The 19,449-nt window shown below is 28.3% G+C and carries 30 protein-coding genes; 7 read left to right on the top strand and 23 right to left on the bottom strand.

Features of this window, described 5'->3' with window-relative positions; genetic code table 11:
• Nucleotides 1-184 precede the first annotated feature (184 nt).
• The 3 genes from CURI_RS15835 (at nucleotide 185) to CURI_RS07455 (ending at nucleotide 2,118) form a co-directional block, all read left to right on the top strand.
• The gene (locus tag CURI_RS15835; protein ID WP_014967636.1) at nucleotides 185-523 is read left to right on the top strand and encodes a hypothetical protein; all 339 of its coding nucleotides are present in this window, start codon (nucleotides 185-187) and stop codon (nucleotides 521-523) included.
• A gap of 426 nt (nucleotides 524-949) precedes the next feature.
• A complete protein-coding gene (locus tag CURI_RS07460) occupies nucleotides 950-1,264 on the top strand; it encodes a hypothetical protein (protein ID WP_014966252.1) in 315 nt (104 codons plus the stop codon).
• The gene (locus CURI_RS07455) at nucleotides 1,261-2,118 is read left to right on the top strand and encodes an IS3 family transposase (RefSeq protein ID WP_014966251.1); all 858 of its coding nucleotides are present in this window, start codon (nucleotides 1,261-1,263) and stop codon (nucleotides 2,116-2,118) included. Before CURI_RS07460 ends, CURI_RS07455 begins: the two co-directional genes overlap by 4 nt.
• A gap of 259 nt (nucleotides 2,119-2,377) precedes the next feature.
• On the opposite strand, the gene CURI_RS07450 is transcribed toward CURI_RS07455, so the two are convergent.
• The 5 genes from CURI_RS07450 to CURI_RS16360 all read right to left on the bottom strand — a co-directional run bounded on the left by CURI_RS07450 (nucleotide 2,378) and on the right by CURI_RS16360 (nucleotide 4,207).
• Entirely contained in the window at nucleotides 2,378-2,533 is a 156-nt protein-coding gene (locus CURI_RS07450; protein ID WP_014967634.1) for an AbrB/MazE/SpoVT family DNA-binding domain-containing protein, read from the bottom strand.
• Nucleotides 2,534-2,566: 33 nt separating this feature from the next.
• The gene (locus CURI_RS16125; protein ID WP_228370403.1) at nucleotides 2,567-2,848 is read right to left on the bottom strand and encodes a hypothetical protein; all 282 of its coding nucleotides are present in this window, start codon (nucleotides 2,846-2,848) and stop codon (nucleotides 2,567-2,569) included.
• Nucleotides 2,849-2,890: 42 nt separating this feature from the next.
• Nucleotides 2,891-3,346, bottom strand: coding sequence for a DNA adenine methylase (locus CURI_RS16120; RefSeq protein WP_228370402.1), 456 nt, complete (start codon nucleotides 3,344-3,346; stop codon nucleotides 2,891-2,893).
• Between the two features lie 206 nt (nucleotides 3,347-3,552).
• On the bottom strand, nucleotides 3,553-3,861 hold the full coding sequence (locus tag CURI_RS07440) for an SdpI family protein (RefSeq protein WP_014967633.1): 309 nt from the start codon (nucleotides 3,859-3,861) through the stop codon (nucleotides 3,553-3,555).
• Between the two features lie 217 nt (nucleotides 3,862-4,078).
• Nucleotides 4,079-4,207 carry a hypothetical protein gene (locus CURI_RS16360; protein ID WP_266353294.1) on the bottom strand — a complete coding sequence of 43 codons (129 nt, stop codon included), beginning with the start codon at nucleotides 4,205-4,207 and terminating at the stop codon, nucleotides 4,079-4,081.
• A 379-nt stretch (nucleotides 4,208-4,586) separates the two neighbouring features.
• Here CURI_RS16360 and CURI_RS07435 point away from each other — a divergent pair, with 379 nt between their 5' ends.
• On the top strand, nucleotides 4,587-5,078 hold the full coding sequence (locus CURI_RS07435; RefSeq protein ID WP_014967631.1) for a hypothetical protein: 492 nt from the start codon (nucleotides 4,587-4,589) through the stop codon (nucleotides 5,076-5,078).
• Nucleotides 5,079-5,339: 261 nt separating this feature from the next.
• On the opposite strand, the gene CURI_RS07430 is transcribed toward CURI_RS07435, so the two are convergent.
• Entirely contained in the window at nucleotides 5,340-5,792 is a 453-nt protein-coding gene (locus CURI_RS07430) for a MarR family winged helix-turn-helix transcriptional regulator (RefSeq protein ID WP_014967630.1), read from the bottom strand.
• 143 nt (nucleotides 5,793-5,935) lie between these two features.
• Between CURI_RS07430 and CURI_RS07425 the strand changes: the two genes are divergently transcribed.
• Together CURI_RS07425 and CURI_RS16115 are read left to right on the top strand one after the other, a co-directional pair.
• Nucleotides 5,936-6,412, top strand: coding sequence for a GNAT family N-acetyltransferase (locus tag CURI_RS07425; protein ID WP_014967629.1), 477 nt, complete (start codon nucleotides 5,936-5,938; stop codon nucleotides 6,410-6,412).
• A gap of 610 nt (nucleotides 6,413-7,022) precedes the next feature.
• On the top strand, nucleotides 7,023-7,172 hold the full coding sequence (locus tag CURI_RS16115) for a hypothetical protein (protein ID WP_014967628.1): 150 nt from the start codon (nucleotides 7,023-7,025) through the stop codon (nucleotides 7,170-7,172).
• A gap of 326 nt (nucleotides 7,173-7,498) precedes the next feature.
• Here the strand turns inward: CURI_RS16115 and CURI_RS07420 are convergent, their stop codons facing one another.
• Together CURI_RS07420 and CURI_RS16355 are read right to left on the bottom strand one after the other, a co-directional pair.
• The gene (locus CURI_RS07420) at nucleotides 7,499-7,765 is read right to left on the bottom strand and encodes a hypothetical protein (RefSeq protein WP_014967627.1); all 267 of its coding nucleotides are present in this window, start codon (nucleotides 7,763-7,765) and stop codon (nucleotides 7,499-7,501) included.
• Nucleotides 7,766-7,827: 62 nt separating this feature from the next.
• Nucleotides 7,828-7,959: a hypothetical protein gene (locus CURI_RS16355; RefSeq protein ID WP_266353288.1), complete on the bottom strand. Its 132-nt coding sequence runs from the start codon at nucleotides 7,957-7,959 to the stop codon at nucleotides 7,828-7,830.
• Between the two features lie 258 nt (nucleotides 7,960-8,217).
• Between CURI_RS16355 and CURI_RS15650 the strand changes: the two genes are divergently transcribed.
• Complete coding sequence (locus tag CURI_RS15650; RefSeq protein WP_144276009.1) at nucleotides 8,218-8,400, top strand: hypothetical protein; 183 nt, start codon at nucleotides 8,218-8,220, stop codon at nucleotides 8,398-8,400.
• A 966-nt stretch (nucleotides 8,401-9,366) separates the two neighbouring features.
• Here CURI_RS15650 and CURI_RS07415 read toward each other — a convergent pair.
• The 15 genes from CURI_RS07415 to CURI_RS07360 form a co-directional block, all read right to left on the bottom strand.
• A complete protein-coding gene (locus CURI_RS07415; RefSeq protein WP_014967625.1) occupies nucleotides 9,367-9,621 on the bottom strand; it encodes a hypothetical protein in 255 nt (84 codons plus the stop codon).
• A 761-nt stretch (nucleotides 9,622-10,382) separates the two neighbouring features.
• Nucleotides 10,383-10,565 carry an AbrB/MazE/SpoVT family DNA-binding domain-containing protein gene (locus CURI_RS07405; RefSeq protein ID WP_014967623.1) on the bottom strand — a complete coding sequence of 61 codons (183 nt, stop codon included), beginning with the start codon at nucleotides 10,563-10,565 and terminating at the stop codon, nucleotides 10,383-10,385.
• A gap of 391 nt (nucleotides 10,566-10,956) precedes the next feature.
• The gene (locus CURI_RS07400) at nucleotides 10,957-11,160 is read right to left on the bottom strand and encodes a RusA family crossover junction endodeoxyribonuclease (RefSeq protein ID WP_014967622.1); all 204 of its coding nucleotides are present in this window, start codon (nucleotides 11,158-11,160) and stop codon (nucleotides 10,957-10,959) included.
• A gap of 282 nt (nucleotides 11,161-11,442) precedes the next feature.
• Nucleotides 11,443-11,877, bottom strand: a complete 435-nt coding sequence (locus CURI_RS07395; protein ID WP_014967621.1) for a DnaD domain protein — start codon at nucleotides 11,875-11,877, stop codon at nucleotides 11,443-11,445.
• 126 nt (nucleotides 11,878-12,003) lie between these two features.
• Nucleotides 12,004-12,624, bottom strand: a complete 621-nt coding sequence (locus CURI_RS07390; RefSeq protein WP_041701650.1) for a hypothetical protein — start codon at nucleotides 12,622-12,624, stop codon at nucleotides 12,004-12,006.
• A gap of 128 nt (nucleotides 12,625-12,752) precedes the next feature.
• Nucleotides 12,753-13,094, bottom strand: coding sequence for a hypothetical protein (locus CURI_RS07385; RefSeq protein ID WP_014967619.1), 342 nt, complete (start codon nucleotides 13,092-13,094; stop codon nucleotides 12,753-12,755).
• 568 nt (nucleotides 13,095-13,662) lie between these two features.
• Nucleotides 13,663-13,875 carry a structural protein gene (locus CURI_RS07380; protein WP_014967617.1) on the bottom strand — a complete coding sequence of 71 codons (213 nt, stop codon included), beginning with the start codon at nucleotides 13,873-13,875 and terminating at the stop codon, nucleotides 13,663-13,665.
• A gap of 1,021 nt (nucleotides 13,876-14,896) precedes the next feature.
• Complete coding sequence (locus CURI_RS07375; RefSeq protein ID WP_014967616.1) at nucleotides 14,897-15,328, bottom strand: DUF2383 domain-containing protein; 432 nt, start codon at nucleotides 15,326-15,328, stop codon at nucleotides 14,897-14,899.
• Between the two features lie 574 nt (nucleotides 15,329-15,902).
• Nucleotides 15,903-16,073 (bottom strand): hypothetical protein, encoded by a 171-nt coding sequence (locus CURI_RS15830; RefSeq protein ID WP_014967615.1) that lies wholly within the window; start codon nucleotides 16,071-16,073, stop codon nucleotides 15,903-15,905.
• Nucleotides 16,074-16,188: 115 nt separating this feature from the next.
• Nucleotides 16,189-16,311 (bottom strand): hypothetical protein, encoded by a 123-nt coding sequence (locus tag CURI_RS16350; RefSeq protein ID WP_266353283.1) that lies wholly within the window; start codon nucleotides 16,309-16,311, stop codon nucleotides 16,189-16,191.
• Nucleotides 16,312-16,513: 202 nt separating this feature from the next.
• Nucleotides 16,514-16,636 carry a hypothetical protein gene (locus tag CURI_RS16345; RefSeq protein WP_266353281.1) on the bottom strand — a complete coding sequence of 41 codons (123 nt, stop codon included), beginning with the start codon at nucleotides 16,634-16,636 and terminating at the stop codon, nucleotides 16,514-16,516.
• Nucleotides 16,637-16,856: 220 nt separating this feature from the next.
• Nucleotides 16,857-17,381 carry a hypothetical protein gene (locus CURI_RS07370; RefSeq protein ID WP_014967614.1) on the bottom strand — a complete coding sequence of 175 codons (525 nt, stop codon included), beginning with the start codon at nucleotides 17,379-17,381 and terminating at the stop codon, nucleotides 16,857-16,859.
• A 191-nt stretch (nucleotides 17,382-17,572) separates the two neighbouring features.
• Nucleotides 17,573-17,740, bottom strand: coding sequence for a hypothetical protein (locus CURI_RS15825; protein ID WP_187287389.1), 168 nt, complete (start codon nucleotides 17,738-17,740; stop codon nucleotides 17,573-17,575).
• A gap of 311 nt (nucleotides 17,741-18,051) precedes the next feature.
• Entirely contained in the window at nucleotides 18,052-18,444 is a 393-nt protein-coding gene (locus tag CURI_RS07365) for a DUF6678 family protein (protein WP_041701647.1), read from the bottom strand.
• Nucleotides 18,445-18,723: 279 nt separating this feature from the next.
• Nucleotides 18,724-19,044 carry a hypothetical protein gene (locus CURI_RS07360; RefSeq protein WP_014967611.1) on the bottom strand — a complete coding sequence of 107 codons (321 nt, stop codon included), beginning with the start codon at nucleotides 19,042-19,044 and terminating at the stop codon, nucleotides 18,724-18,726.
• Between the last annotated feature and the right edge of the window lie 405 nt (nucleotides 19,045-19,449).

Below are 19,449 nucleotides of genomic sequence, written 5' to 3'. Positions count from 1 at the left end.
TTGAGTTGTATTTGTATATTTAAATCAATTTTAAATTTAATTTTAACTTTTTAAATCATAAGAAAAATATTTCTTATTTTATATCACCCTTTGACCATAAGTGCGTATAATGTAATATAGTTTGTATATATCAAAAGCTCTTAGTTATATACAAGCCTATAAATTCAATAAGGATGTGGATATTTTGTCATATTGTTCAAGAAATATGAATAATCATTACGACAGAAGAAAAGAGCATGATTTTGATTTCGAATGCCATTGTAGAAAGAAAAAACATGAGCGTGATTTCAACTGTGACGACAGAAGAAAAGAGCATGATTTTGATTTCGAATGTCGTTGTAGAAGAAAAAAACATGAGCGTGATTTCGACTGTGACGACAGAAGAAAAGACATGATTTTGATTTCGAATGTCGTTGTAGAAGATGTAGATAACGAAAAGCATGTTTACTTTGTTAAGGCTAGAACCACTGGCCATTTCCATCAATTTATATTTACAACACTAATTCAGTATCCTATATCTTAGTATTATAATATAATGGCAAATCACCTTATGCTTATTAGCTAAGGCAATTTGCCTCTTATTTATAAAATTTAATTAATTTATCTATTAATAAACCTTAGATCTACTCTGTATAGTACTCTCTAAATGTAACTATCCTTTATTGTTTTTCATTTTTATTTTATAATAGTCCAATATCCTTCATTTTCTGCTAATTTAAGTATATTAGCTATATATTCATTCATTTGTTCTTTAAATTTTTCTTTCTTATCTTCTACATGTCACCTCTATTCTATAAACCTTATTGCTAGTCTTGTTTACTTTATACTTATCTTTTTATTTTAATTCGAATATAAAACACCGTAAAATTCTGAACTGAACCAATAAAAACAGACATTGAAAAAATACCTCTAATTGTAGGATAATAAAACTACGATTGGGGGTATTTTTATGTCAGGTAAAAAAGGTATGAAACATTTTGGAAAAACAATTATAAATGAAGTTAAACAAATGGTTAAGGACGGTAAAACACATAGAGAAATAGCAGAGTATTTTGGATTAAAAGATGGATTAGTAATTAATGAACTTCTAAAGCGTGAAAGGAGAAGAGAAAGACGTATTGCTGAAGGTATAATTCCTAAACCTAAAGGAAGACCAAGGAAATGTGATCTGTCTTCAGATCAAAATAAAGATGCAGAGATACGAAAACTAAAAATGGAAGTAGAACTATTACGTTCTTTTCTTCAAATCGCTGGAAGGAAGTGAGGCCATCAGTAAAATATTTAGCAATATATAGACACAAAAATAAATACTCTATATCTTTAATGTGTAAATTCTTTAATGTATCTCGTAGTGGATATTATGACTTTGTTAAGCGAATGGACAAGCCAAGTAAAAATGAACACTTGATAGAATTAATTAGACAATGTCAAGAGAAAACTAGAAGAACTTATGGCTATCGTAGAGTTAAAATATGGCTAGAACGTAATTATAATATAATCATAAATGCAAAAACAGTACTTAAAGTTATGAACCATAATAACCTACTTTCTCAAATTAGACGACGTAAAAAATATAAGCAGATGGGTAAGCAACTTCACAAATACGAGAACATTCTAAATCGCGACTTTAAAGCCAGTAAACCAAATCAAAAGTGGGTAACTGATATTTCATATATACATACAACTGAAGGTATACTTTATCTGTCTATGATTAAAGATCTATATGACAATAGTATAGTTGCATACAAAACTGGAACAGAACAAACAGTTAACCTTGTACTTAATACAATAAAACATGCCAAAAGAAAGGAAAAAGTCACTACAGAGCTGCAACTCCATAGTGACCAAGGGTTACAATACACTTCCAAAGGATATTTTAACCTACTAAAAGAATACGGTATAACTCCATCTATGTCAAGACGTGGAAACTGTTATGACAATGCATGTGCTGAGAACTTCTTTGGAATATTAAAATCTGAATGTATTTATAGAGCTAAGCCTAAAAGCATTTATGAAGCTCGCCAACTCATAGATGACTACATTTATTTCTACAATTATGAGCGTATACAACTAAAAACAAAGCTGACACCACATGAAAAACGGTGTCAGTTTGTATAAATGAAAGATATTCTACGATAGGGTTATTTTTTTGTGTATGTTAAGCTTGGTTCAGTTCATTCATTTCTGAATAATACGGTGTTTTTAATAATTATTTTATTTTGTAATCATTATGTCCAATAAATAAGATTGAAAAGTGACTAAAAAGTATATTTACTGTTTACTCTTAATAACCTATATCATCAACTTTCCAATCACATCCTGGACAAATATTCTTTCAATTAAAAACTGTTATGTTTTTAGCCTGTCCATAGAATACTCAAGACAGTGCATATTTCTTAAGTATTATTTGCTCTCCATCTACATAAGTTTCAAATGAAGCTCCTTCTGGCAGTTCAAGAGTATTTCTTAATTCCTTTAGTATAACTACCCTTCCTAACTCGTCTACTTTTCTTACTATTCCTGTTGATTTCATGTTTATCTCTTTTATAGTTTTTTGTATTTCTAATTAAATAATGCTTAACTGTTCACCTCCAGGTCTATAATTCATTAATATTAGTTCCGTTTTTATTGGTTGCTTTTCCCCATCTTTTCTAACTTTTATTTGACTGGTCGTATTATATTCTACTCTATGCAAACCTTCATATAGTTCATCTATTAATTCAGAACCATAGTAACAGATCATAGATTTATCCTCTATATTGTCTAATCTATTTTTCGTCCTTACATGATCTTCTTCTTTGAAATCTCCAAAATACAGATCTTCTCTTTTATGGTATGGTGGATCCAATAAAAACCATGTATCTGGACTATCGTAAAAGCTTATTACATCTTAAAAATCTCTATATAGTATATTCCAGATCTTTATCAAGTCGGCCATCTTTGGAATTAATTCTGTAGCTATTCTATATCGCTTTGCTTTATTAACTGACTTACTAAGCCCTATGCCATTTCTATATTTGTGACCTCCACCACAAAAGCAAACTCTCATCAGATAATAAAATCTAACTGCAGATTCAGCTTTATCTTCCCATTTATATTTTTCATATAACTTTTCTGAAAATGGAAGTGCTGAACACTCCTCATATAACCTTCCTAGATTTTCTTTAAGTACTATGTAATTCATTAACTTATCATTTATATCATTAATTATTGTTATGTTAGCCGGACTTACTGTCTCTTTATAAAGCGGTACTGCTCCACTTCCGAAGAAACAGTCTACAAAAATTTTATGTTCAGGCATTAGTGATACATAGTTTTTTCCTACCCATGCTTTCCCAAAGTCCACTTTATGTTAGATAAGTTCTTAAGTTTCAGGTTTCTTACTCCTTCACAATTTAGTTGTATTGGGACGCAAAAACACCGTAAAATTCAATTTTGAATAATACAGTGTTTTAAATAGTTATTTAGTTTTGTAATCGTTACGTCAAATAAAAATGTATTATAATCTTATTCATTTTAATATCTCAATTCACAATATAATAATTATGCGTCTTAACTTTTCATAAAACTCAATATAAAAGAGATGATGAAAAAGGTACTACTAAGGACAGGAATATACCAATATCTCTTTTCATTTCTTGTAGTATTTAGCCAATCTGACTTAAATACTACTACAAAATGTAACATTAAAAAAAGAAGTGGATATAAGAAGATTACTGTTTTCTTTGGTGATACACTGTAACTACCAGGTCCAAAATGACGTATTAACATTTCAGGCAATAAACTCCATAATATACTTCCTAACATAATTGGTAATACACAAATAAAGGAACTAATTATAATAGTTTTTTTCTTGCTCATAAATAACCATCCCCCTCAAATTTAAACACTATTTACTTCACAGTTTCTAACTGTTACGACTTAATTAATGTTAAAATTATACCATATTTTCTATCTATTTCATAATCACATGGAAAATGCACTGATTTTAAAACACCGTATTGTTCAGTTTTCAAAGAACAGTATTGACTTTTTATTTAAATTTAGATGCTTTGCAATATAATTAATTTATAAACTTCTATTTTACTGCGCTTATTTTGTCAAACATATTAACTTGAGTTGCTACACTCTCTAGCTCATTCCATTCAAACTGATTTTCTAGTAAATCTATTATGCTTGCTTGAGTTGTAGCCCAGTCTTTTCCCAATGTAGCTACTAAGTTATCCCAATCTTCTACATCACGTGAAGCTATCTCTCCATCCTTACCTATGTGTCTTAGCTAATGATATAAAAGTTCTATTATTTGTGATCTAGACGTTCTTTCTATAAAGTAATTTCTAGTTTCTATTACATAGTTATATCCAATTACTGTACTTAACTGCTTATTGGCTTTTGATGTTTTACCTACGCAATGTTCTTTAAGTCTGATACTATCAGATGGCTGCCAGTCTATTTCTTCTATGAAAAGTATTCTTACAGGTCATATGTTTCAACTCTGGATATTTCTTTACTAATTTTTCAGCTATAGGGTCTATAAATATAACTTTTAATCTAATGTTGGTCTCCAAACTTTCCATTGTCTAATCTTGTTAAAAAATGCAGGTTATATACTGTTTGATAAAATAAAATACAGGCAAGTTGTAAAAAAAGATACTCAAGCTCATAACCTGAAGTCTGAAAAAGAGAATGTTGAAAAAGCTTTAAGGAGACTTGAAGATCTATATATCTTCCCTGATGATATCATGTCAGAAAAAGATTATTTAATAAAAAGACAGGAGCTTAAAAAAAGAATTAGTTATCTTGAAGATGAAATAAGTAAAAGATATGCTGAACATTCAAAGACAATTCCAAAGCATGATCTTAGTTTCCTTAATAAAGCGAGTCAATATCTTCTCACTCATAACTTAGTAAGTGAGAATACTATTAAGTATAATGAATTAGTAAAAGTTATAGATAAGAAAATGTTACGAAGTTTTATGCAGCGTGTTATAAAGAAGATAACTATTGAAGAAAATAAACATATATTTTCTATTGAATTTGCAAATGATATGATTCATAGATTTGTATATAGAATTTAATAAGATTAGGAGGAATTAAAAACATCTCACTAAGTGGACTTGATATCCCTAAGTGGCAACAGGATACATACCTACAATATTCTCATATTCAGCGTTTTATTCATTAGCTTTTCCTCCTTGTACATAAATCAATTTCTATTTATTATAGCAGAATTATTGAGATTTAATTAGAGTATTTTTAATATAATTAGAAAACAAAAATATGAATAGAATAGAGTAATTTATATAGTGTTAAAATATATAAACAGAGAGTAGTCTTAGCTACTCTTTTTTTAATTTTTGTTTAATATTTTTATCTAATTTTTCTTTTATTATCATCATCGAAATACGAATTTCGTTAACCTCACTATCATTTAGTCCATTAAACAATTGATTTATTTGTTCATCTGACTTAATATGTATTTTACTTAATAGTTCCTCTCCCTTTCTCGTCAAAAAAAGAAAGTTTTTTCTACTGTCTATCTTTGAGCTTTTTTTCTCTATTAATTCTTCCCTCTCCAATTTACGTAAAATTCTGCTCATATAGCTCCTATCAATATTAAGTTCTTGCACGAGATTATTTGCAATACACTCAGTTCTCTCGCTTATTTCAAATAGTATTCGTGCCTCGGTTAATGAATAATCTGTATCTAGAAGTTGGTTATTAAATAAACCTAGTACCTTTGTATAAAATCGATTGAATTGTCTGATATCATAAATAATTTCTTTATCCATAGATTCTCCTTTAGTTGACTTAGTCCACATTTAGTGCTAATATAATTATATCCTTAAAGTGTAGACTAAGTCAACATCTTAGGGGTGTCATTTTCAAAAATCTGTCGCAATCTTTATTAAAACTTAACCTAAGGAGATAACATATGATTATTCGAGAAATCAAAAAAGAAGACAATGTAAAAATAAGAGAAATTATACAAGGTTCATTAAAATCGCTTGGATTAGCGATTCCTGGAACGGCTTATTTCGACCCTCAACTTAACAATCTTCACCAATATTATACTAATTTAAAACATGCCAACTATTGGGTAGTAGAAATGGAAGGAGAAGTTGTTGGTGGAATTGGCATAGCACCGTTTAACAAACATGACAAAGTTTGCGAATTGCAAAAGCTATACTTAAGTCCAAAAACACAAGGATTAGGATTTGGAAAGAAGCTAATGGAAACAGCTTTGGCATTTGCTTCTAAACACTATGCAAAGTGCTACTTAGAAACACACTATGAATTAAAAACTGCATGTATATTATATGAAAAGTTCGGATTTAAACTTTTACATGAACCATTATCATGTTCTGGCCATTCTGCTATGAATGCGTGGTATATAAAAGATTTGAATTAATTATAAGAAAAATTTTTTCTTATAATTAACAACTTTTCCTCAGCATATAGAAAATTGAATTTTTCTTTGTACAAATTTGATTAGCGTACGAAATTCGTGTTTTATTGATAGTGCCCCTATAGCTTAAAATTTAAGCCTATGCTATACTTTTAATCTTTCCTTTAACTCAGATACACTTTTCTCAATTAAATCATCTAGTTCTTTTTCAAATAGAAAGATTTTCAGCATAGGAACTTTTTTATAAAACTCTCTAATAACATACTATTTCTTTATTTTACCTTGTTCACTTTTATTATCTATCTCTAATTTTTCAACTAACTTTATTAATATTCTTTTAACTGATTTCTCTTGTACTTACAATTAAATACATTGATGATATTATAGATATTAATTGACAAGAAAATAAAAGGAGTATATCTGTGAATAAAAAGAAGTATGGTATTTTTATTTTAATATCTATAACTTTACTTTTTTCGTTGTAAAAAAATATCAATTTAATGAAGATTTTATAAAGACATTGCGTGATATATAAGTATCTAATGATTCGAATAAAATAAAAACTTTTATTAGTTACTATAGCTTTAATTCTAAAATAGATAAAAAGGAGATATTGATATCTGATGAAAGTATTCAAAATGTAGCTCCTAATGAAAAATTTAATATTAAATTTGATGATGCTCCTCATGAATATAATCTTTCAATTAATTTAGGTGAAGATAAACTAATGTGCCTACTAGTGATAATTTTTTTAGCACTCTGAAAAGTAAAGGTAAATACGAGTATATTTTAATAACTAGATGGTATGATAAAGGAACAATTACATATAAATCCACAGTGAATGTAGTTGAATAATTACTAGAAAAAATAGGATAAAACTATAGCAAGATGACGTACTTTAAGCTAATGCCATAGCTTTTGTTAATTTATTAATAAAAAATAATAAATATTTAATAATATAGTATTAGAATAACAATAGAAATATATATAGAAAAGAGATAGAACTAGTATTTATTCATTTTGAGTATTTTCATCAATGTCATTTATTATTTTTTCTTCTAAAACATATACTCCGTCTCTATATATTTTTCACAGGAAGAAAAAACTGTCATCTCCGCTCATTAATTCCATTGCTAGTCCGAGATTGCTATCTGCTTTCCCTAAGTACCTTATCTTTTCAGTGACGCTTTTATCTTTCCATTCATCATTTAAAGCAGAAATATTTTTAACTGCATCATCTATTGCTCTGTCACCACGAGCTAACATACCATGCTTTAAAGTTTTTATTTTCTTATTAACTTTATTTAGATTGTAAGCTAGGTATATATTTGATATATGTTGGTGGTTCTCTTTCATACTCTACTATGTCTTCTACGATTGCATGAATTTTTCTATTTTATTCTGGGGTTATAAATCTGTTATCCCAACTTGTATTTTGTTACTTTTGACCCACTTGCTGTATCTTTCAACTTCTCTTCAGGTATCTTTATAATAAGATCTGTACCTTCTTTTGTTTCTTTAATTCCCGTAATCTTAACTAAATAGTTCATCCATCACACTTCTTTTAAATAAAAAAGAACACTTTAAACATAGCTTTAATGGTTTTGTCTAAAGTGTCCACTGGTATGTCCGGTAGGACTTATTTAGTTGTATAGTTCATTTGAATTCTGTTTGTATATTTAAGTCAACTTTAAATTTAATTTTGTATCACCCTTTGACTATAAGTGCATATAATGTAATATAGCTTGTATATAACAAAAGTTCTTAGTTTTGTACAAGCCTATAAATTTAATAAGGATGTGAACATTTTGGTAATTACAAAAAATAAATCTCCTTGCCATAACCATTGTAATCGTAATGATAGAAGAGAGCGTGAGTGCGATTTCGAGTGTAATGAAAGAAGAAGAGAGCGTGAACGTGATTTCGAATGCCACGATAGAAGAAGAGAAGATGAGCGTGACTTCGAATGTCGTTGCAGAAGATGTAGATAACGGAAATAATATTCACTTTATTAATGCTAAAACCACTGGTCACTTCCATCAAATTATTTACAACACTAATTCAGTATCCTATATCTTAGTATTATAATATAATGGCAAATCGTCTTATGCTTAATTAGCTAAGGCAATTTGCCTCTTATTTATCACAATTTAATTAATTTATCTATTAATAAACCTTAGGTCTACTTTGTATAGTACTCTCTAAATGTAGTTGACGTTTATTATTTTTCATCTCTATCTTGAAGTAGTCCAGTGTTCCTTCATTTTCTGCTAGCTTAAGTACATTCTATATATATTCATTCATTTGTTCTTTAAAATTTTCTTTCTTATCTGCCATATATCATCTCCGTTTTATAAGCCTTTTTGCTAGTCTTTCTTACTTTATACTTATCTTTCTATTTGAAATTGAATATGAAAACACCGTAAAGTTCAATTTCTAATAATACGGTGTTTTTAATAATTATTTAATTTTGTAATTATTACGTCTAATAATATTATGAAATACTTTCACCAAATTTTATCCCTACTATAATTGCAATAGTTATTAAAAATATTATTATACCAAGTATAATAAATACTATCTTTTTCACTTTTTATCCCCCCATAACTCCAAGTTATAAAATTTCTAACTGATACATCATATCTAACTATTGTATCCCAAAGTAATAAGATTCTGAAATAATGCTACCACATATTAAATTCTGAATATATAGTAGCATTATTTTAATTTATCAGGAATTTCGGTTACTGTATCTGCTTTATATAAACTATAAACCGACATTATTATATCATAATATTCTATAACCCATTCATCAGATTAAAAGCCTTTTATCTCAAACCCTTATTAAGTTCTTGAAAACTGCCATTAATGTAATGATAGCTAACAGCATGGACAATTTCTTTATAACGATTTCCCTCTTCTGATTATATATCTAAACTTTACTTAACATTTTATAACTATATTGATTTAACACTCTTATTTATTATTATACCTAATCCACCTAAGACTGATAAAATTGAACCTATTAATCTGTATTTTTCAATAGATTTTTCTAAATAAATTAAATAAATGGCAGTATCCACACTACCTCCACTAATACTCACTATATTTGAGACTTCCTTTTCACCTAAGTTTATGCTTTTCATTAGTATTATTAGTCCTATTACAAAGATAGATATAAAGATTATTGATTTCTTATGATTTTTCTCCATATATCTCCTACCCCCTTTAAATTAGATCTGTTTAATCTCAATGCATAAAATAATAAATTTGTTCACTACCTAAATTGTTTTGTTTTTGTATATTTTTAACTATAACTTAATGAGAAGTATTAAAAATAATATTGTAATTAAAATAAAAATAATTTTAACTACAATACTATCAGCTTTAATCAAGAATGCAATAAACAATACAATTAGTCCAGAATAAAAAAGTGTAACAATACCAAAAATAGTTTTTCTAATAACAATACTAATTTTTTTATTAGAAATTATTTCAAAACAGTCATCAAGTAATAGAGTGTACAAAACCCTAAATATTATTTCCATTAACCCTCCACCTCAATATAATCCTGGTTTAAATTATTATACTATATTATGGTTCCATCAGGATATAACGGGAGTAATTTATATATTGTAGCCAACTTATTTTTATAATTATCACCGTATTATTCAGTTTTCAAAGAACATTTTCATTTATCAAGTTATCTCTTAAATAATTTATCTGTTAATAAACCTTAAACTTATTCTGTACAGTACTTGTGAAGTGCAATTTCCCTTTATTATTCTTGAATGTATAATATTATCATCGTAATATTTACAATATATGCAGTTTATTACTTTCCTCTTTTGTGCTATAATGAGTCTGATTTTTAATTTTCATTTTCACTTTTAGGAGAAGTGGTTTCAGACACTCTCCTATTCTTTTAACTCTTTCAGACAATCTGGACAAATGTTTTTTCCTTTGAAATTTATTACACACTTAGCCTGTCCACAAACGCACAAGATAATGCATATTTCTTAAATATTATTTGCTCTCCATCGATATAAATCTCTAGACGTGTTCCTTCTGGTAGTTCAAGAGTGTTTCTTAATTCCTTTGGAATAACTACTCTTCCTAACTTGTCTACTTTTCTTACTACTCTTGTTGATTTCATGTTTATCTTCTCCTCAATTATTTTAATTTAATAAATATTTCATCTCATGCTAGTCCGGAATTTTACAAATGAGAGCATTTATGGTACAATGAAAATATAATTATTAGAAAGGATGATTTATTATTTACAGAAAATATAACAAAGTACGTTTTTTATTGCTACAATATCTATGTTATTAAGCTATTTAATCTCAATTGTGTCTGCTTAGATACTCTTTTTCTTTTTATTACCCTTTTTAATTCTACAATTCTAACAACTAGATCCTGAGTATACTAATCTCTACTCTTGTTTTATCTGAGTAATATTTCTCTACTGCTACGCTTACTATTTGACTTATCATCTTTATAAGCTAGATTATTTAACGCATCTGTTATACTTTTAAGACAATTATCTAATCTGGTCTCTTAGTTGGTCTTAATTCTTTATTTAGCATTAGTTGCTTTCTTTTCGTACTTGTTGACTTCAGAATACCAAAGAATAGCTTTACTTTTATCTCTAGCTCACATTCCAATAACGTTTGTCCATGTTCTATTGCATATAGTTCTTTTATTAGAAGTTTTGTAGTTCTTGGTTTTCTAGGGATTATGTACTCCAAACTTAGTTACTCTTGGTCTAGTCTTTGCTACTGGCTCTCCTGGTATTTCAAGTTTAATTATTTCATCAATCCTTGCTTTATTTAGGTGCTAGACTTGTCTCCTAACACCTTGTATTTAGCTATTAAAAATTATCTTTATTTGATCTAATCCTTTTAGTTTCTGTTCAAAGTACTCTTTAATTCTTTTTGTAGTTTCTATTATTCACGCTTCACCATCTGCTTCAAATAGTGTAATTCTTGAACCTTCTTTCATTCTGAATATGAAGTTACTTTCAGGCTGTTCTATCTCTGGAAATCTCCTGTAGGATCTTGCCCAATTGATCCATTCTCTCTATCTGTATACTTTGAAATACTTCCACCTCCTATGTCCACTCCTCCGTTATTTTGCCAATTTCTTAAAACACCCTTAACAAATCTTAGATTTCTAACATTAGCTTCTATTGCAACTTTAAATGCTTGTATTATCCATTCAATTGGGTGTTCTTCTAGTAGTTCCTCTAGCAGCTCTTTTACTTTTATATTTATAGTTTCAAATCCACTTTGTTCAAATTTTTTTGCAATTGCAGAAAGATTTTTATCTATCTCTAATTTCTTATTTTCTGAACCACTATAATGGCAATTTTTATTTTCTTTGTCTATAGTAGTTGTAGTACTTTCTGATGTAATATCTATAATGGCCTCCGTAGTAATCTCTGATATTGCTCCGCCACCGTGCAAGTTAGAATCGTCATTATTATTGAAACTGCTATTGATCTGTCAATCATAATGTTAAAAATAAAAGGAATCAACCTACTTATACTACAATAGGTCGATTCCTTTTAATATTATTTTCATAATATGTACTTACTTTACTACTATAGATTTTACAATACTCTTAGCAATTGGTTCATACTCTTCCTTTTCTTCTTCTATACAGTTAAATGTCCCCATAACTAGTCTCCCATCTAGTTCAAACAAGAATATTAGGTTATATATCTTCGTATCAATTGCAGGAGTTAATAACTCTAGCACTGCAACGTTTTTTCCATTTATATTTTCCACTTTTTCATCATACCAAGTTGCTGATGGATATAATTGTTTGAAGGATGACTTAATAGAATCTTTTACTTCATTAATTTGATCATTAGTTGCTTCATTTTCAGTGTAATTGAATGCAACATTAGTTGTTCCACTTTCATTTGTATAGATTATTGTAGGTCTTGCTTCAGAAGGATACTTCATCTTTGCTGTTTCATCAGACATTATTTCAAACGTTTGTGGAATCAATACCTCTATTTTGTTATCAATTATTTCTTTCTTTTCTAAAGTAAACTTTTCACCGTTAACAGTAAATTCAGTCTGAACATCCTTCTTTTTAGATGTCGGTGGTTTAACATCTATTGATGATTTTTCACTATCACTCGAACAACCTGAAGCTATTACCATTAAAGTAAACGCTAAAAAAATAACAATATGTCTTCTCACTCTTTAATCTCTCCTTTTTATATGTATTGATGATTTTATTTATCTTAAACTAGACTATATATGTTTTATAAAGTCTATATTTAAAACTGCTTTATAATTGGCTTACCTATTTGTTTATCAATTCTCCATTATGTTGCTTTTTCATAGTCTCCCCAATATTCATTTAACACTTTTATTTTCCCGTTATTAAATTCAAAAAATGATGTTGCATGAAAGGACATATAACCATTTTTAAACTGTACCTTCACAACCGAAATAACTAATTTTTCAATGTATTCCAAACATTCAATTTTAGTATTCCAATCTCCTGGATATTCAGCATTGATTCTTACAAATTCTTTTACATTAAACATTTCGTTTATATTATTCCAGTTAATTATGAAATCGTCTTTAAAGTATCTACTTAGAACATTCCAATTCTGCTTGTCCACATCATCCCATAGAGCTATCACTTGCTCTTTATAATTCACTAGATATCACACCCCTACTTATATAACTCCGTTAATTGTTTTATACATACTATGTAGAACTCTTTATCATTACTTGTATGCCTATATCCCTTCTCATTTATCTTATTTCGAAACTATGCCGTAGCTATATAAACCATATTACCATAATATTTCATAAAAATACATATATTTTATTTTAATAAACTATTATCAACTTATCTACTTTTAAATTTATCTAATATCATATATACTATTATTATAGAGACATAAATATTGAGGAGGAATTATATGCATTACCTCTCCACTACTCTATTAAAATTTAATATATAAAAACACTTAGACTGTTCACTTATATGGTTTTTTAGTGCTGTCCTGTTTATGCAATATATCTATAGGAGTATCTATATAAATGCCTTTTTCCTCTCGCGTATTGTCTATAATTACAGAGAACTTACTTTTGTAGCTAAATAACTGTAAGTTGATTTTAAAGTCAAAATTATCTTTCATATTTTCCTCCTTTCCACTCTTAGCAATAAAAAAAGTGATGTATTTATATCAATTGCATCACCACCTTTCATAGCATTTAATTTTAATCTACTGGAAACCGGGTAACTCTACATCTTGGATGTGCAAGTCCTGGACGTTTATCTATGCTATATATACTTCCATGACGTTCCTTACACTTCGCACAAGCTTTATTATCTATTGTTTCTTTACATTGTACTCTAGTGAATCTAGCTTCTTTATAAGCCTTTATATTACTTCTTTCATATGCAAATCTTAACTCTAATTTAGCTATCATTTCAGCCCTCAGAAATAAGTCCAAGTATATCTTCGCAAAATAAATCTGTTCTATCTCAATATATATCCATTAAATCAATTATTTTATCTTGTGGTAAGTTACTCATTTTTTATCTTCTTTCTTTTTTCTGCTACTTCTCATAATGTAGATATCCATTCTTCTACTCCATCACCTTTATCTCCTTGAACTTTTTCTATATCGAGTTTTAATCTTTCTATCCTCAATCTTTGTTCTTGAGTTGATAATCCACTATTAACTCATCATAACTTTTAATCATATTCTTAGTTCAGACATATATCTTGATTGAGCTTGTAAAAGCGTTGCATTTTTATTCCATGCAAGCTGTACCTCATATTCCTTTTCTTCTGAAAACTCATACCTTTAGGCACTTTATGCTTTTTTAAAAATTTCGTCATATCTTCTTGGTATTTAACATACATGAGTCTTTGTGCTCTTATTATTGCAGCATATTGTATAGTTATGTTTTCCCAGACGATGTCTAGGGGATGTTTCTCTTCTATCTCCTGAACTAAGCTTAATGCTTATTACAGAAGATACTTAGAAAAGAAGCTATGCGTTTCAGCATTTTTATTCCCTATGGTTGCTCTATATCCTAATGCATTCTTATTTCTATATCTGGCTTGATGATATTATTTGGTATTTGTTTTGAAACTCTATTCTTTGTTTGGGATTGCATTTATTCTAGAGTTGCTATTATCTATCGTCTTATTATCTTTCTGCGTTGCGACGTTTTTTCTTTTCTTTCGCTGCGCTGCATGTTGCAACACTATTATCTATTTCTTTATCCCATTCTACTCTACTCTTTCTACTTCTTAGAGCACCTATCTTAACATTATGCTTTTCTGCTAACTCTTTTAATACTATCTTACCTTTACTGCCTATATACTCTTTTTTACATCATTCCAATTTATACTCACATATCATCACCACCTAACCCTTTATATATTTAAATTATCTGGCCGCATAAAAAAAGAGCTCTTATTTAAGCCCTCTTTTAAACCTATATTAAATTCTTTAGCTTTTTAATGGACTTCCTGTGACTTTGTAGTATCTCACCTGAAAGATCTCTTGATTTATCATCTAGCTTACCTCTCAAAACTTTTTCAGCCATATTAATTCCCTTAGTTTCACCTTCTATGGCCTTTTTTATAACTTCATTGTCATTAGCTTTTGAACCCAGATCTATATTAATCATAATTTCACCCATTGTACCCTTTATTCCTATATTCTCATGTGGCTGTCCCCCTATATCTTGAATATAGCTCGCCAATGTACTGATACTTTCTCTATGCTGTTTCTGAACATCTTGGAAGCAATCTTTCACATTTTCATCTTCTACTCTGGATATAAAGTTATTAAAACTTTCTATCGCCATATACTCTCCTTTTAAAAGTTCATTAAGTGATTCTATTGTTTCTAAGTTGTTAGACATTATGCTTCTCCTCTCTCATCATAAACTTATAATCTTCTGTTGCATTATTATCTTTCCACTAAATTATCAATTAATACAATCATTTGCTCTGGTCGTATTATGGTTCCTATAGTGAATACTTCTCAATTTCTCACTCCTAGTCTATATCTGCTAATTTTAATATTATGTTCACAATATCTAACTGTCGTATCGTAAAATGCTAAATTAATATATTACTTAACATCGTAATATTTACAATATATACATTTCATTACTTATATCTTCTAAGAACATCGAACTCTTAACTACCAATGAAATTAGTACTAAGACCTATATCTAGTCCATTAAAGAATCCATCAAACTTACCTTCTTAAAATTCAATATCTAGCATAATTATTACTGATAAAATACACTTAAAGCACCTTGACAACAGATGCAAAAAATGATTTTATGATGTTTCTAAAGGCTTCTAACTTTTTCATCATAGTTTCAAACGCTTTTGTTCCATTCTTTGTTTTGCAAGCAATTGATCAAATGCTACTAAAAAGCCTTCTATCTCTCAACTTAAAACTTCCTTTAATGAAAAGGCTGATCTCTATAATCCATTTCTTGCAGAGTCAAAAGCACTTAATCTATTTGCTAGATTGTTCAGTTTTGTTAAATGATCTGTGTTTTGTGTTACTGAAAAGAACGCTAGTGTTCCTTGAAATGCTTTATTAACATCTTGCCCTACTTCTAGTACATCAGCTTTAAGCTTATCAAACATGGCTGTACCAATTTCTCAATCACCAGTTCTAGCAATAAATATATCTTTCATCTCTTGCTATTCCATGTTTCCACCGACAGTTATCTCTCTAAACATTTTTTGGCTGTTTGTAATCCTATATAAACACTACAAGGCCTTTTATCTTCCTTGTAAAAGAATCAGTATCTTTATTTCCGTTTCTTAGAGTATTATTCATTCTTTCTTGTGCGTTCCTAGCTCTTTCTGTTTCTGATTCCATCTGTCTTAGATCTACCTCTGCGTTTCTTATTACTACTCTTTCACCTTCTAAATTTCTAGTAATATTTATATCTTTATTCGGTGAATTGCTTGAATTATCAATAGTACTTTATGTTGATCGTTCCCCCTCATACTCTGCTACAGTTGAATGAAATTTTCTATTTTGTTCTGGGAGTTATAAATCTGTTATCTCTCATTTCAACTTACAAATTCTTTATTTTCATCCTATCTACTGTATCTTTTAATTTCTCTCCAGTTATCTTTATAATAATATCTGTACCTTCTTTTGTTTCTCTAATTCCTGTAATTTTAGCTAAGTAGTTCATACATCATACTCCTTGTAAATAAAAAAGGACACCTTAAACTTAACCCTAATGATTTTGTCTAAAGTGTCCGCCGGTATGTCCGGTAGGACTTATTTAATTGTATAATTCATTTGTATTACAACGTAAAAACACTGTAAAATTCAGATTTGAATAATACGGTGTTCAAGTAAGTATTTAGCTTTTATCTTATTTGCAATATAATAGTATTGTATACATACATCTAATATTTATAAAAACTAATATTACATACCTCCCAATTGCTATGTTCATTAAACTCAAAACTAAGTCTTATCTTGTTATTTTTGTCTGCATAGGTTATAAAGTAACCATCACTACTTCCCATAAAATCACTATATTCTTTCTTTAGAAAATTGTTTCCGTAAGCTTTCTCAACGTCTTCACTCGAAATACCTTTAGTTATTCCTTTAGTTGTTTTTAAAGAAGTATCAATTTTCACTGTATAAATTCCTATAATATTATTATCTCTGTCTACTTTTAAGGATACTGGTGAATATATATAGTTACTGTAGTCTTTATCTTCACTCTTGCTAAATAATTCTCCAAATATATTCTCAATCTTAATTGCATCGTACTTTTGCATTAGATATACTCCATTAATATTTTCCTTACTTAAATTTGTACTCTTAATCTTTTTATATTTATCAATATTAATCTCTCTAAAAACAATTACTGTCCCTATAATGATTAAGAATATAATTATATAGTTCCTATAGTATTTCTTCATTTGTATCTTCCTCCTTTAAGTTCAATTATTTCATAATATCTAACGACTACGACCTAATTATTATCAAAACTATACCATATTTCCTATATATTTTATAGTTGAATAGAAAGTACGTTAACTTTCAAACATCTTATTATTCAATTTTCAAAGAACATTTTACTAATTAGTTTACAACTTAAGTAGTCTATATATTAATAAACTCTAGGACTATTCTGTATAGTACTCTCCAAGTGTAGTTGTCCTTTATTGTTTTTCATTTCTATTTTAAAATAGTCCAATGTTCCTTCATTTTCTGCTAACTTAAGTACATTATCTATATATTCATTCATCTTTTTATCTGAATTTAAACATAAAAACACCGTAAAATTCAACTTTTAATAATACGGTGTTTTTTATAAGTATTCAATTTTTATCATAATTCACAATATAAATAAATTTTAGCATCTACTATACTGACTGTCCTCCAATAACAATGATAATTCCAATAATTATTAAAAATCAAGAAGATACAAAGTATGCCAACCATTTTTCTATTCATTATTTTATCCCCTAACATTATTAATTTTTAGGTATAAATTTTCTAACTTATTATTTTTTTAAATCAAACTATTGTGTCGTGAAATAATCATATTCCGAAATACTAATTACACTGATTTTTTGTATCCATAAATCATAATATTTTTTCTTTTAATTCGTATGGTATATTATTTCTCTTTAAAATCTCTAAAACTTCTTCGGTTTCATCAATCAACTCGTCATCGAGTAAATTTCCTTTGTGTTTATAATAGTAAGGTGATATTTCCATCCATTCTATCCAGAAGAATGGATATAATAAATCTAAAGACCAATCTCCCCAATATGTTGGTTTCAATGCCATTTGAGGGGTATCCTCTGACAAAATATGTTTCAAACAGTATGCAGGAGGGAATTCTAAATCATGTATATCATTTATGAGTTTTTTCCATTTTGTATTATTCATTATCGAAAAATAACCATTCTTTTCAATGAATTCTTTAACTTTTTGTTTTTGCTTTTCAATTCTTTTTAATACTTCATCATTCATAATCATATAGCCTCACTTCTGGCATGTTGTAGATAGTTTTTTATATCACATTATAATCATTAGCACCATATACCACTGAAAATAAATCACATTTTAAAATTCTCAATTTATCACTCTTAGTCTATATCTGCTAGTTTTAATAATATGTTCACAATATCTAACTGTTGTGTCGTAAAATAATAAAGTTCAGTATTACTGTTTATATATTTTTTTCATAATATTCTCTTAAATCATTACTAAATTTCATAAATTTTTCATAACCCACTCTATTCCCCAACCTTAGTTGTTGATTGGCTTTCTTTCGTATAGTTCTATCCAATTACTTTTAACCCCTCCATACCCTTCAAACATAGGGTTTCCTTCTACTACTAACTTCATATTAGGATTAGGATTTCGTGGGCTATTCAAAAATTGTTTCATGCTTTCTATGAAGTGAGTTTTGTCAAAATCAAAACGAAGCCCATCTACTCCTTGTTCTCTTGATATTTTATTAAGAACATTAGATATCTCTTCATAAGTTGCATTTTTAACATCAACTTTCTCTTTTCTAACTTCGACTTCAGGAGTTGTTTTGATCTCCATAAAATTTTCTTTATTCATATTTTGTTTTTTACCACTCCTGTATTCGGTAAGTATGTATTAATGTTTCTAGATTGAACGTTCATAAAATAACCTCCTTATTATACTCAATATATTAGTCGTCATATTTTAACGAAGTATTACTTTGTCAAATATAACTATTACAACTTAATCAATATTTATATTCCATTTTATTTCACCTATTTCACTTTACCCCATCCCCTCTTTTTTGAATTTCTAGCTTTCTTAGTGATGTATCCAATCTCTTTTTATTTCTATAGTAACCTCTTCTCATTCTCTCTGTTCTCTCCGTAACAATTTCTCTCCTTATGATATTTTCTTTTCTGACAATCTCAGTTTCTTAGTCTTATGTATGCTATAGCAATTCCATATATTTTATACTTTTTAAATATTTCTTCTTCTCCC

It is taken from the genome of Gottschalkia acidurici 9a, from assembly GCF_000299355.1.
Taxonomy (GTDB): domain Bacteria; phylum Bacillota; class Clostridia; order Tissierellales; family Gottschalkiaceae; genus Gottschalkia; species Gottschalkia acidurici.
The sequence above is the reverse complement of the archived record's forward strand: the minus strand, read 5'-3'. Positions and strand labels throughout refer to the sequence as shown.